Source organism: Kitasatospora sp. NPDC096140 (assembly GCF_040303045.1).
GTDB lineage: Bacteria > Actinomycetota > Actinomycetes > Streptomycetales > Streptomycetaceae > Kitasatospora.
The window spans coordinates 101,461-113,421 of sequence record NZ_JBEOUW010000029.1 but is presented as its reverse complement, the minus strand read 5'-3'; the positions used below and the strand labels follow the sequence as shown (position 1 = coordinate 113,421).

13 protein-coding genes are annotated in these 11,961 nt (G+C 70.0%); 6 read left to right on the top strand and 7 right to left on the bottom strand.

The genetic code is table 11. The annotated features are described in order from the left end of the window. Nucleotides 1-91: 91 nt before the first annotated feature. The 5 genes from ABT048_RS27460 to ABT048_RS27440 all read right to left on the bottom strand — a co-directional run bounded on the left by ABT048_RS27460 (nucleotide 92) and on the right by ABT048_RS27440 (nucleotide 3,848). The gene (locus ABT048_RS27460; RefSeq protein WP_350524182.1) at nucleotides 92-412 is read right to left on the bottom strand and encodes a hypothetical protein; all 321 of its coding nucleotides are present in this window, start codon (nucleotides 410-412) and stop codon (nucleotides 92-94) included. A gap of 142 nt (nucleotides 413-554) precedes the next feature. Further along, a complete protein-coding gene (locus tag ABT048_RS27455; protein ID WP_350524181.1) occupies nucleotides 555-1,184 on the bottom strand; it encodes an LppU/SCO3897 family protein in 630 nt (209 codons plus the stop codon). Nucleotides 1,185-1,762: 578 nt separating this feature from the next. Further along, on the bottom strand, nucleotides 1,763-2,242 hold the full coding sequence (locus tag ABT048_RS27450; RefSeq protein ID WP_350524180.1) for a nuclear transport factor 2 family protein: 480 nt from the start codon (nucleotides 2,240-2,242) through the stop codon (nucleotides 1,763-1,765). Between the two features lie 314 nt (nucleotides 2,243-2,556). Then, entirely contained in the window at nucleotides 2,557-2,970 is a 414-nt protein-coding gene (locus tag ABT048_RS27445) for a winged helix DNA-binding protein (RefSeq protein ID WP_350524179.1), read from the bottom strand. Nucleotides 2,971-3,005: 35 nt separating this feature from the next. Further along, nucleotides 3,006-3,848 carry an SDR family oxidoreductase gene (locus tag ABT048_RS27440; protein WP_350524178.1) on the bottom strand — a complete coding sequence of 281 codons (843 nt, stop codon included), beginning with the start codon at nucleotides 3,846-3,848 and terminating at the stop codon, nucleotides 3,006-3,008. 133 nt (nucleotides 3,849-3,981) lie between these two features. Here ABT048_RS27440 and ABT048_RS27435 point away from each other — a divergent pair, with 133 nt between their 5' ends. Further along, nucleotides 3,982-4,494, top strand: a complete 513-nt coding sequence (locus ABT048_RS27435) for a MarR family winged helix-turn-helix transcriptional regulator (RefSeq protein ID WP_350524177.1) — start codon at nucleotides 3,982-3,984, stop codon at nucleotides 4,492-4,494. Between the two features lie 21 nt (nucleotides 4,495-4,515). On the opposite strand, the gene ABT048_RS27430 is transcribed toward ABT048_RS27435, so the two are convergent. Further along, nucleotides 4,516-5,445: a hypothetical protein gene (locus tag ABT048_RS27430; protein ID WP_350524176.1), complete on the bottom strand. Its 930-nt coding sequence runs from the start codon at nucleotides 5,443-5,445 to the stop codon at nucleotides 4,516-4,518. Nucleotides 5,446-6,383: 938 nt separating this feature from the next. Here ABT048_RS27430 and ABT048_RS27425 point away from each other — a divergent pair. The 4 genes from ABT048_RS27425 (at nucleotide 6,384) to ABT048_RS27410 (ending at nucleotide 10,293) form a co-directional block, all read left to right on the top strand. Next, a complete protein-coding gene (locus ABT048_RS27425; RefSeq protein WP_350524175.1) occupies nucleotides 6,384-6,650 on the top strand; it encodes a hypothetical protein in 267 nt (88 codons plus the stop codon). Continuing rightward, the gene (locus ABT048_RS27420) at nucleotides 6,647-7,012 is read left to right on the top strand and encodes a hypothetical protein (protein WP_350524174.1); all 366 of its coding nucleotides are present in this window, start codon (nucleotides 6,647-6,649) and stop codon (nucleotides 7,010-7,012) included. Before ABT048_RS27425 ends, ABT048_RS27420 begins: the two co-directional genes overlap by 4 nt. 191 nt (nucleotides 7,013-7,203) lie before the next feature. Then, nucleotides 7,204-7,791 carry a DinB family protein gene (locus ABT048_RS27415; RefSeq protein ID WP_350524173.1) on the top strand — a complete coding sequence of 196 codons (588 nt, stop codon included), beginning with the start codon at nucleotides 7,204-7,206 and terminating at the stop codon, nucleotides 7,789-7,791. 162 nt (nucleotides 7,792-7,953) lie between these two features. Beyond that, nucleotides 7,954-10,293 (top strand): serine/threonine-protein kinase, encoded by a 2,340-nt coding sequence (locus ABT048_RS27410; protein WP_350524172.1) that lies wholly within the window; start codon nucleotides 7,954-7,956, stop codon nucleotides 10,291-10,293. A 75-nt stretch (nucleotides 10,294-10,368) separates the two neighbouring features. On the opposite strand, the gene ABT048_RS27405 is transcribed toward ABT048_RS27410, so the two are convergent. After that, a complete protein-coding gene (locus ABT048_RS27405) occupies nucleotides 10,369-10,800 on the bottom strand; it encodes a hypothetical protein (protein WP_350524171.1) in 432 nt (143 codons plus the stop codon). Between the two features lie 397 nt (nucleotides 10,801-11,197). Here ABT048_RS27405 and ABT048_RS27400 point away from each other — a divergent pair, with 397 nt between their 5' ends. After that, nucleotides 11,198-11,875 (top strand): hypothetical protein, encoded by a 678-nt coding sequence (locus ABT048_RS27400; RefSeq protein WP_350524170.1) that lies wholly within the window; start codon nucleotides 11,198-11,200, stop codon nucleotides 11,873-11,875. The last annotated feature ends 86 nt before the right edge of the window (nucleotides 11,876-11,961 follow it).

Genomic DNA, 11,961 nt, shown 5'->3' with positions numbered 1-11,961 from the left:
ACCAGCCGCCTGACCGCCAGCCCGGACAGAACCGGGCAATACCTCCGCCCGAAACCGCCCGCGGCAGCGTAAAACGGTATCGAACACCCTCTCAGAGGGCCGTTGCCCCCGGATAGCGGCGACGGAGCTCGCCGAGTACGCGCTCGTCGACAGCCCGGACGTCCCAGAACGAGCTGTCCACCTCGGCCAGGATGACCACCAGCTCGCCCTCGGCGAAGCCACGTGCTTCGGCGTCGATCAGTTGGAGGAAGGGCGTCGTCAGCGACAACAGCATCAACGTGTCCATCCCGCCGTCGGCGGACCGTCTCTCCATCTCGACACAGCGAGGATCGACGAGCTCGTCGCATTCGACCCGCCACTTCAGGTCCAGACCGAAGCTGCCGAGCCGGACCAACAGTTCAGCCAGGGTCACGTAGTGCTTTCCGTGCCAGGCAGGGAACGTGATCCCCTTCATCCCCGCCTCGGCTCCGGCTGTATCACCCGACACGTGACCCCCTTCGTTCAACGGCAAACACCAGGCTACGGCCGCTGGGTGACGGGCGTGGTCAGCCCTGTCAGCCCGCCGGGGGGAAGGTCAGCTTCGGCCGCGGCTTGAGGCTCGTCAGGCACAGCAGGTACTTGTCGCTCCCCCGCTTGTACGTGAAGTAGCTGTCGGCGTCGGGGTACTTGCGGCACTCCGTCTCACCGTCGGTCGTGTTGTCGGCCCGGCCCACGACGCGGGCGTCCGCCTGCGGGTCGGAGCAGGAGACCACCTTGACGTCCGGGTTGTTGTCGTTCAGGCCGGACATGGCGAGCGGGCTGCTGTTGTGGATGCAGTCGCCGGCCTTGGCGAACTCGGGGTCGTCCTTCAACAGGGCGAAGATCAGCGTGATCAGGACCGCCGGGATCAGCAGGCCGACGATCGTGGGCCGCAGGTAGACCGGCTTGCCGGTGTCCATCGGCGTGCCGGGGGCTCCGGGCACCGGCTCCGCCAGCTTGTTGATCTTCATTCGCTGCGGGATGTTGAACAGCATGACGATCGGATTGACGATCATCGACGGGATGCCCCACCAGCCCTGCCAGAGGGTGTCGGAGGTCATCTCCCGGTGGGTGGCGATGCCGCAGGTGCGGCAGAACGGGCCCCGTCGCTTGAGGTAGCGCATGACGATGACGAAGCCCTGGTGCCCGCGGATCGTGGCGTTCACAGCCGGGACGGAGCCGCAGACGGCGCAGGTGAGCTGTCCCTCGCCGTACCCGGGCTCCCCCTGGATCGGGGCCGCGGAGGCGGTCTCCGCGGGCGCGGTGGCGTCGGGCAGCTCGGCAGACTGAGTGGAAATGGTGAATCCCCCGTGGTGATCAAGAAAGTGTGCCGGGGAAATCTACCGCCCTCGAACACCAGGAACGGGCCATCGATCCCCCAGGGGTCCGAAGGTCACCGAACCGTGATCACAAATCGGTCGTTCGAGCGGAATCCCGGCAGCCCGGGGCAGCGGCCGAGAGACGGCCGCCAGGCCGGTGGAGCGGCGCGGCCGAGTTCCTCCACGGCTGGCTGACCGGGCAGATCACCACCTCCGTGTTCCCCGACGCAGAGGAGTTGACATCCTGGTCCGCACAGGGAGGCCGAAAACCACACGCCCGGCCACCGAGGACGGCTTCACCGCGACCGTCGTCGAAAGCACTCCGTCGGCCCTCTTCGCCCCGCGTCCCAGGCTGCCCTCACCGATCATCAGGGCTCGGCGACCGCCGGCAACCTCCTTCGGCCGCCGGACCCAAGGCGAGGTCATCAGGCGTTGGAGGCATCCGCGGCGGGAAGCCGTTCGGTTCCGCCGCCGAAGGGGAGGAAGACAGTGCGGCCGGCGAGGAACCAAGCACCGTCGATCTTGCGGAAGACGTCCTCGTAGTGGCCGACGTTCGCCGGGAGCCGGGGCTCGATCATCCCACCCGAGTAGCCGTCGACCCGGTATGTCGTCAGGTACGAGACGGCCCGCGCTGTCGCCTCGGACTCCACCGTGACCAGGATGTTCGTCATCAGGCGCCGGGACAGCCTGTCGGCCGGGCGGGAGGCGAAGTAGGCGCGCAGGGCCTCGCGCCCCTCGATGCGCCGGTCCCCGAAGGGCCAGTACCAGACACCGTCAGGCGTGAACAGCTCGGCCACCGAGCTCGGTTCACCGAGGTCGAGGCGGTGGATGAAGTCCACGATGATGCGCTCGCAGGCGCGTTCCGCGAGCATCCGCTCGACCGGGGGCATGATTTCGTCGTCCATGCCCCTGTCTATCAGCCCTGACCGGCTCCAGGGCAACGGCTTTTCCGCCTGAGCACCGGCAGGACGGTCGCCGGCGCCTCACCGGAGGCGGCCCGGCGGCCCGGCAGCCCGGCAGCCGAACCAGCCCTCGGGGCCGCGAGCCGCTCGGCCGGGAGCAGCCCCCGCTCCGGCACGAGTTCGGCGACAGCCCGGCCGCCGTCGTCGACCGCGGCACCGCGGAACGTCTCGGCGAGGTGGTTCAACACGCAGTCGGCGGACGGGACTTTCGATCACGCCGCCGGGTTGCGCCGGCTGCAACGATCTCCCCGGTCTGGTCAGTGGTCTTCGAGGTTGCGGGTCATGCGTTCGAGGACGGTGACCGCGGTGCGGTACTCGTCGGGTGTGATGCCGACGGTGGACAGCTCACGGAAGGCGTGGACTCGTTCCGCGACAACGGCGAGACGGTGCTCGCCGTCGGAGGTGAGGGCGAGCCGGCCGGGTCCGGGACGGGTGGTCCAGCCGTCGGCGAGCACGGTGTCGACGGCAGCGGCCAGGGTGGCAGCATCGGCGTTGGCCGAGAGCGCGGTGCGGACGTCGTCGTCGGTGATGGGCGTGTCCGTGGCGGCAGCGCCGACGACGTTGAGGACCTGCCAGGCGGTACGGGTGAGGCCGAACTCGGCGAGCATGCCGTTCATGTAGCCGGTGAGGGCCTTGTCGGTGCGGTTGAGCCAGTAGCCGATGGGCTTCATGGTGGCGCTCCTGCAGGAATGGCGGGTGGGACGGGTCAGCGGGCGGTGAACGCGGCGGCGTTCTCGGTCACCCACTGGTGGAAGCTGCGCTCGGGTGTGCCGAGCAGGGTGCGGGTGGTCTCGCCGATCGGTGCCGGGCCCACGCAGGCGGCGGCCCACAGGGTGAGCAGCGAGCCGGCGATCCGGGCGGGCATGAAGCGGCTCATCTGCTGCTCGGCTTCGGCGTGGGTGATCGTTTCGACGGTGACGTCGCGGTCCAGGACCTCGGACAGCACGGCGAGTTGCTCGCGGAAGGTGAGGGACTGGCCGCCGGTGAGGGTGAGGGTGCGGCCCTTGAGGGCGGTGCCGGTCAGTGCTTCGACGGCGATGTCGGCGATGTCTTCGGGATGAACGGGCGCGAGGTGGGCGTCGGGGTAGGCGAGCCGGACGGGCAGGCCGTGGCTGATGGGGTGGGACCAGCCGAGTGCGTTGCTGGCGAAGGCGTCCGCGCGCAGGAAGGTGGTGGGTATGCCGGAGGCGGCGAGGGCGCGCTCGACGCGGAGGTTGTGGGCGGCGAGCGGGTCGGTCTCGGCGCCGGGCGTCAGGACCGAGGAGGAGGAGAGCAGGACGATGTGCTCGACGCCGGCGGCCCGGGCGGTCCCGATGAAGGCGTCGATGCCCTCGGGGTTGGGGTAGAGGAAGACCTGGCGCACCCCGGTGAGTGCGGCCGAGAAGGTCTGCGGCCGGTCGAGGACCAGCTCGACGGTGGCGACACCGGCCGGGACGGTCAGCTCGGCCGGTTCGGCGCTCGCGGCACGGACGGGCAGGCCCTGGGCGTGCAGCCGGCCGAGGACAGCGCGGCCGATCTTGCCGCGAGCGCCGGTGATGAGAACGGTCATGGGAACCCCCGGGTGTCGTGATGGTGACTACCGTCGACCAGAATTGCTCAACGGCCAACACATGCATGCTTGCATGCATGTAATTTCTGGTCAACACATGCCTTCACGTGCCCACGGACCCTACGATGGGCACATGACGACGAACGACGCCCCCCAGCAGTCCCCGGCACCGCAGGAGCCGACGGCCGAGGAACTGCTGGACGCGGTCGGCCCGGCATTCGGCAAACTGCGCCGCACCTCACTCCTGGAGGTCGAGAACCCGATCTCGGCCAAGGACCTGAGCCGCACCCTGGTGCTCAACCTCGTCCTGGAACACACCCGCGACTCCGAGAAGGAGATCACGGTCGGCGCACTCGCCGGACTCCTCGGCGTCGACCCCTCGGTCGCGAGCCGGATGGTCACCGACAACATCAAAGCCGGCTACCTGCTCCGCGCCGCCTCCCAGCACGACGGCCGCCGCACCGTCCTCCACCTCAGCCCCGCCGGCACCGCCCTGATGGCTCGCTTCCGCCGCCACCAGCGCTCCGCGTTCGAGTACATCACCGCCGACTGGGCCGAACACGACCGCCTGGAGTTCGCCCGCCTGATGCTCAAGTACGTGGACTCGCTGGGGCGGTTGAAGGAACGCACACCGTCCGGGGAATGAACGACCACGAGCCAGACGGGCCTACCACGTGCTCGGGCCCGCGTCGGGGTCCTCATTGTCGAGGGCGTCATCCGTGAGGTTGGGGCGTTGCTCCCTCGGGATGAAGTGCCGACGCTCCAGATCGAAGGGCGTGCGGACGGATATGTCTATCTCCGCCTTGGTGAAATCCTTGTGTTCCTTGTAGCCCTCTTTGTCCTTGCTCTCCTTCCCCTCCTTCGCCTGCTGACGTGCGAGCCGCAGTGTCTTCTCCTCGTCCGCGGGGTCATTGCAATTCAGGATGTAAGCGGCGGTCTCATCGGAGGCGGCGAACGGGTCGCCGGGAGTGACAGATATTTCGAGGTGGTCGCGGCCGTTGGGGGCGATACTCTTCGGGAAGCTTTTCAGGACGAATCCGGCGCCCATGTCCGTATCGGCCGGTTCGGCGAAGGTCAGCTCGCCTGGCCCGATGTTGGAGACGGGTACCACCTGATCGGGCGCGGCGCCATGCACGGTTGCCACTCTCAGCGTGGTATCCATCTGAATTCGCGGTTTCTTTCCTTGTTCGATGGTGGCGGCCGAGGTCCAGACGAAGCCGAGCTCTTCAGGATCGGTGTTTGTGATCCGCACGTTCCAGTGCTCATAGCTGCCGCCGACGATCTCCAATTTCACCGTGAAGACATCGGTAGAGAGGTCCCGGGACCAGGACGCATTCGCGATCGGGAACCCGTCCACATCGCGGATGGCCACCTTTACGTTCTGCGGAATTATTGTGAGCATCCCCCCGCCGACCTGGATCTCGATATCGGGAGCCCTTCCGCCGTACGGTGGCCCGATGGCTATCACTTGCAGGAACCATTGTGTTTTCGACTTGTCCACCACAAAGGGGACCACATCGGTGCTGGCCTGATTCGCGAGTCTGAACTGGCCGGTGTCGGGAAACATGTGGTTCACCGGGCTACTCATGGCGATCATCTCCCCTGGCTGTCTGGCCCCTGGCCTGCGCACCGACGAAGAGCTGCAGACTGCCGCGCCCGTGGGAACACACGGCCAGGGCCCGATTGTGCATGGGACGCCCCCAGCATGTGGACGGCGACGGTTGGTGTCGAGTCGTGCGGCAACCGCCCCACCTCAGTCCTCTCAGGATATTCCGGATTTGATTGCGTATCAATTGCGGTGATCATTGCACGGGCATTTTTCGGAACCCACCCGCCCCGTCGGGGGCGAAGCCGCAACGGGCACCCGTTCTTGCCTCCTCCGGGCGCCGCCGTGGACGCTCGACGGCCAGATACGCGTCCGCAGTCACTGTGACCTGCCCGGCCGATCGGGACGAATGTCACGGAATTCGCCTGATACTGACGGTTATCTGCCGGCCTGGGCCCGAGGGAAATACCGTCCCGCCCAGACGTCCGTCGTGACGCTCCGTGAAATAACCTTCAGGATGGTTTCGCATCGAACCGTCAGACCCGACGGGGACTCCGGCGACCGACGAGTCTGAAATCAGGGCGACGCTTGGACGCACGCACGCTGGGCCTGATGCGTCAGGGACGGGAACGGCCCCGCCCCCGCCACGTGTGGGGCGAGTTGCTCACGCAAGGCAACCGGCCGCCCGGAGTTTCGCGCCAGGCTCTGGTCGCGCCCGGTCCGCACTTCCCCCCTTGCCCTTCACGATCGAGTTGTTGATCATGCAGCTCGGATTCGATCGACCTGGCCGTCCCGGGGGCACGCAGTACCACCGCCTTGCCCGCGACCACGCAGCAGGTGGCGAGGCCGAGGAAGCCTGCGTGGGTGGCGTCCCGGATGTGGCATCCGGGTGAACCGGGCCGATGTGACGCCACTGTGACGCCGGATCGGACGGCGCGGTGACAGGCCGTCGCGAGACTGCGGGGGATCCACTGACGAAAGGAGCGCCCATGCCCACCGCACCCACGTTCCCGGGCGTGTACGTCGAGGACGAGGGGACGTGGGAGAACGCGCTGCGCGTCCAGGTCCTCGTCGCGACCGACCCCGCCCGGTTCGACCTGGTGATCAGCCTGCTGGGCGGTGACGCCGGCAACCCGACCGTCCTGCGGCAGGAGACCTACCGGGGGTTGACCGCCGACAGCACCAAGACGGACGACCCCCTCTACCTCACGACGGCCGTCAACGCGGCCTCCGTCTGGTCACCGTGGGCCCCGTGACGGGAGCGAACACTCCCTCGCAGCCCGCCGCCGGGGGGCTGGTCTCCTCCGCCGTGGTCGAACTGACGACGCTTCCCCACACGAACACCCTGGGTGTCACGGTGACGATCCAGGGGCTCCCCCCGAGGCCGATCACCTTCCCCGGCAAGCCCGACTCCGTCGAGACGCTGGCCACCGCCTTCCAGTCGGCCCTGCGAACGGCCGTGGCGAACAAGGCCGTCTGGTCCCAGGCCGTCGTGCGGGTGGTCCCCGACAACGCCGACCCCACCAAGAGCCGGCTCCAGGTCCTGCGGGAGCGGGTCCGGCAGGTCCGGCTGCACGCCCTGGAGACCCTCTCCGCCCGGATGAGCCACCCTGCGTGAGCAGCTGGGCGTCGAGCCCAGCGCCGAACTCGCCGGGCTGCTGCCGCTGCGCAACCGCGTCCTGCCCGCCCGGCGGCGACCGGCGCCGACGCACTGAGCGGCCCTGCCGTGGGCCTGCGCAGGAGCCCGCATGCGCACTGCCACGTACGGGATCTTGAGAGCACGAGCAGCCCGTGGCAGGCTCATGCCGCATGATCGATGAGTTCGCGAAGGACAACCTGCACGGGAGACTGCGGCGGGACCGCACGGCGCTGCTCTGGAAACTCGACGGCCTGTCCGAATACGACGCCCGCCGGCCTTTGACAGCGACCGGGACCAACCTCCTCGGCCTGGTGAAACACGTGGCCACCGTCGAGGCCAGGTACTTCGGCGAGGTCTTCGACCGCCCGTCCCCGGAACCGCTGCCCCGGTGGCAGGACCACGCCGCGGGCAGCGATCTGTGGGCGACCGAGGACGAGACCCGCGATCAGATCATCGGGTTCTACCGGCGCACATGGGAACACTCGGACGCGACGATCAACGAGCTTCCCCTCGACGCCCCCGGCCACGTGCCGTGGTGGTCGGAGCCATATCCGAACACCAACCTGTTCGCCGTCATGGTCCATGTCCTCAGCGAGTCCGTCCGGCACGCCGGGCACGCCGACATCCTGCGCGAGGGCCTCGACGGCCGGACCGGGTTGCGCGCCGAACACGAGAAGCAGATCGACGCGGAAGCCCGGGCAGCCTACTGCGCGAAGATCGAGCAGGCCGCCAGGTCGGCCGCACCGGTCGAGGCATGACGCGCCACCGGCACCCAGCGGCGAGGAAGTTCGGCCTCGACGGGGTCGAGCAGCGGATGGACCTGCGGTTTCCGAGGGCCGCCGTCGGTTCGTGAACGGGTGCCCCACTAGGCTGGGCCGGTCGGCCGGGTGGCCGCTCATGCCTGGGGGAGGGGTCGGAACGTGACCTTGCTGGAGAACGATCCGCGAGAGATCGGCGGGTACCTCCTGGAGGGCAGGCTCGGCGCGGGCGGGATGGGTGTGGTGTACCGCGCCCGGTCGGTGTCCGGGCGCCAGGTGGCGGTGAAGGTGATCCGGCCCGAGCTGGCCGCGGACGCCGAGTTCCGGGCCCGGTTCCGGCAGGAGGTCACGGCCGCGCGCAAGGTCAGCGGGGCGTTCACCGCACCCGTGCTCGACGCGGACGCCGACGCGCCGGCGCCCTGGCTGGCGACGCTCTTCATCGCCGGTCCCTCGCTGGGAGAACGGGTCGCCGACCAGGGCCCGTTGACCCCGCCCGAGGTGCGCAGGCTGGCCGCCGGGCTCGCCGAGGCGCTACGGGAGATCCACCGCGTCGGGCTGGTTCACCGCGACCTCAAGCCCGGCAACGTGCTGCTCGCCGAGGACGGCCCGCGCGTCATCGACTTCGGCATCGCCAAGGCGGCCGGCGAGACCCAGCTGACCAGCACCGGAGTGGCCGTCGGCACCCCGCCGTTCATGGCGCCCGAGCAGTACCGCAGCGGTACGGCGACGGCGGCCACCGACGTGTTCGCGCTGGGCTCGGTGCTCGCCTTCGCGGCCACCGGGCGCGGGCCGTTCGGCGCGGACTCCTCGCATGCGGTGGGGTTCCGGGTGGTGTACGAGGAGCCGGACCTGACCGGGCTCGCGGCGGAGCTGCGTCCGCTGGTCGTTGCCTGCCTGACGAAGGACCCGGAGCAACGTCCCACGGTGGAGCGGCTGTTGGGGCTTGCCGCGCAGGTTGAGCGGGAACGGACGGTTCAGTTTCGGACCGGGCTGGTGACGCCGACGGCCGCGGGCTCGGCGACGCCGACGCCGACGGCCGCGGGTCCGGTGACGCCGACGCCGACGGCCGCGGGTCCGGTGACGCCGACGCCGACGGCCGCGGGTCCGGTGACGCCGACGCCGACGATCCTGGCCGCTCCGCCCGCGGCGGTGGCTCCGCCGGTTCCGGTGACCGCGCCGCCCGCCACGCCGCCGACCGCTCTGCCCGCCGGGGCCGCAGCGCCGACGGGCCCGGTCCCACCGGCCGTCCCCTCGTACATGGCGGCTCCCTCCTACCTGGCAACCCCCTCCACCCGCCCGTCCCTCGCCGACGCCGCCCCGCGCCCGCGGAGGCGCAAGGGTGTGCTGATCGGCTCGGCGGTGTCCGCGGTGGTCGTTGCCACGGCGGGCACCCTGGGCTTCCTCGCCTGGCAGAACCGCGTCCCGGACGAGCCCGGGTCCCACGGCTCGAACCCCGGCCCGTCCTCCTCGGTGACGGCGACGGGTCCGACCGCCGCCTCCGCCTGCGGCCCCGACGGCAAGCAGGCGGTCGGCGCGGACGGTCTGCAGGTCGCCCTCGTCAAGCAGTGGCAGGCGGACTACGCCAAGGAGTGCCCGGGTGCCGCGATCACCTTCAACGGCCCCGCGAGCGGCACCGTGATGGACCAGTACGCGACCTTCAAGTCCGACGGCGTCGCCCTGGACTCCCCGATGACGGCCGATCAGCGGGCCGTCGTCGGCCGCCACTGCCCCACCGGCTACGCCTCCCAGATCCCGGTCACCGTGCTGCCGATCGCCGTGGTCTACAACGCGCCCGGGTTGAAGGGGCTGGAGTTCGACGCCCCGACGCTCGCCAAGATCTTCACCGGCAAGATCACCAAGTGGAACGACCCGGCGATCAAGGCCCTCAACTCGATCTGGAACCTGCCGGACTCGCCGATCGACGTGCGGATCCCGAGCAACGAGTCGGCGGCCACCGCCATCTTCACCCAGTACCTCGCCAAGGCTGCGCCCGCCGACTTCCCGTACCAGCCCGGCCGGGCGTGGCCCGACAAGTCGCGCCCCGCGTCCGGCACGAACGCGTCCGACCTGCCCGCCTACGTCGCCGGGGGCCAGTGGTCGATGTCCTTCGTGCCGCTCCCGGACGCCGGCGCCCTCCAGAAGGCCAAGGTGAAGTCCGGCGGCTCCCAGGCGGTGGAACTCACCCCCCGCTCCGCCGGGTTGATGGCCGCCGGGGGCTCGGTGCAGGGCACGGGCACCAACGTGACGGTCACGATCGACTACACGAAGCCCGGCTCGGGCAGCTACCCCATCGTCGACGTCGGCTACATCGGCTTCTGCGACCACGGCGGGGCCGACCGCGCCTTCGCCGGCACCGCCGTCCTGACGAACTTCCTGGCCCACGGACTGAGCACGACGGGCCAGGCCGCCGGCGAGAACCTCATGTACGGCCCGCTGCCGGAGGCCATGGCGAAGCGTGTGCTGGACTCCCTGGCCCCCCTGCGGGTGAAGCCCGGTAACTGATCGAGGAGCAGACCTGCACGGATCGAGCGTCACCGGGCAGGGCGAGGCGCTGGGTGCCAGCGCCGGGGTGCGGCTCTAGAGTTCCAGGTCCTCCGCCTTCTCGGCCCATGGGACATCGCACAGCCCGGGAGCCGTCCGGCCAAGTGACGGCAGGTCGGCATCGGACTGGAACCACACCACGACGAGTCGGGAGAAGTGGAGGACGGAATCCAACTCCGGGTCCACCGGTTCGGAGGTGAAGAGCCCCGTGCACAGGACGTGGGGGAGCTCCTCCATCGGGCCGAAGGTTGCCCGTCGGAGCTCACGCGGCACCCGAGGCGGCTCCACCAGGTGCACAGGAGGTGACGGGTAGTCCTTCTCCGCTTGCTTGACCGCGCCCGCCACGATCGCGTCGTTCATCTCTCGGGTCGGGTACCCCATCAGCAGTCCGTCGTAGGTCTCCGCCATACGGAGGCTGGAGAGCTTGACCGACCGTCCCGATCCGAGGACCACCTGTGCCAGTGCCATGGCGAGCAACCTACCGGCCTGCCCCGCGCCTGGTAAGCCCACCGCAGCCTGGCCGCACGGCACGGACGCAGCCCACAGACAGCGATCGTGTGTCCGTCCGCCGGTCACGGGACAGGGACCGTCCTCAACAGCAGGGTCCTCACCCGACCTTGCCTGCAGGCGCCGCGACCTCGGCACCCGGCCCAGCGTTCAGAACAGGACCCGAGAGCAGGACCCCAGCGTCGCAGCACCGGACCCGCCGGGCGGCTCGCCGCCTCGGCCGCTTCGCCCCCTGACACACGTTGCACGGCGGGCGGGGGCGCGACCGATGGACCTCCGTGTGGTAGACCAGTGCGCAGGTGCGGGATCACTCACCCGCGCCGGCAGCCACCGGCTGCCACTGACATCGGGGGGATGTATGAGGGTTCGCCGTACCCTGGCCAGATGCCTGGCCGTTGCCACCGTCGCCGCACTCGGCGCGGCCTGCAGCAGCTCCGGCACAACACCGTCGGGCGGTACCGGGGGTGTCGGGGGTGGCGGCGGCGCGGCCGTGCCGCCCCCGGTGGCACCGTCCTCCAGCCGGGCCGGGGGGCTCGCCGGGCGCGGGCCGGTGATGCACGGGGTGTTCGGCGAAACCGGGTTCACCGCCCAGGTGGTCAGCGCCGCCACCAGCGCCTCGCTGCCCGGGATCGCCCCGCCCCTCGGCAGGACCACCCTGCTGGTCCGCCTCAAGGTCGCCTCGGACCCGATCGACCGGACGAGCAAGGCCCCGAACCACATCATCATGGCCGTCAAGTACCCGGCCTGCGGGCCGGTCCCCGACTGCTGGCACACCGAGGGCGGGGCACGCGCCCTCCCGGAGAGCGACGTCCTGGACGGCACCCACATGAACAGCGTGCCCGACTGGTTCGGCACGTTGGACGCCAACACCAGCTACTACAAGTACGTCTGGCAGTTCGTCCCGGAGGGCACCGACTTCTCGGCCGCCCAGTTCTGCCTCCAGCAGAGCGACGGCAAGCCGGACGTCTGTGCCCCCCTCGGCCAGGTCGAGCCCTTCCACGGCCAGATGGACCGGGCCGACCTGGAATCGTCCTAGGCACGGCAGGAACCGGCGTGCGTGGGGCGCCCTCGTGGCGCCCCACGCCTGGCACCCTGCAGCTCGCGACAGCCCGCGGGGCTTCT

Excerpts from the sequence above, each read along its gene's own strand:
- ABT048_RS27450 (WP_350524180.1), bottom strand. The coding sequence starts at position 2,242 with ATGGACGACGAAATCATGCCCCCGGTCGAGCGGATGCTCGCGGAACGC.
- ABT048_RS27445 (WP_350524179.1), bottom strand. The coding sequence starts at position 2,970 with ATGAAGCCCATCGGCTACTGGCTCAACCGCACCGACAAGGCCCTCACC.
- ABT048_RS27440 (WP_350524178.1), bottom strand. The coding sequence starts at position 3,848 with ATGACCGTTCTCATCACCGGCGCTCGCGGCAAGATCGGCCGCGCTGTC.
- ABT048_RS27435 (WP_350524177.1), top strand. The coding sequence starts at position 3,982 with ATGACGACGAACGACGCCCCCCAGCAGTCCCCGGCACCGCAGGAGCCG.
- ABT048_RS27430 (WP_350524176.1), bottom strand. The coding sequence starts at position 5,445 with ATGATCGCCATGAGTAGCCCGGTGAACCACATGTTTCCCGACACCGGC.
- ABT048_RS27425 (WP_350524175.1), top strand. The coding sequence starts at position 6,384 with ATGCCCACCGCACCCACGTTCCCGGGCGTGTACGTCGAGGACGAGGGG.
- ABT048_RS27415 (WP_350524173.1), top strand. The coding sequence starts at position 7,204 with ATGATCGATGAGTTCGCGAAGGACAACCTGCACGGGAGACTGCGGCGG.
- ABT048_RS27405 (WP_350524171.1), bottom strand. The coding sequence starts at position 10,800 with ATGGCACTGGCACAGGTGGTCCTCGGATCGGGACGGTCGGTCAAGCTC.
- ABT048_RS27400 (WP_350524170.1), top strand. The coding sequence starts at position 11,198 with ATGAGGGTTCGCCGTACCCTGGCCAGATGCCTGGCCGTTGCCACCGTC.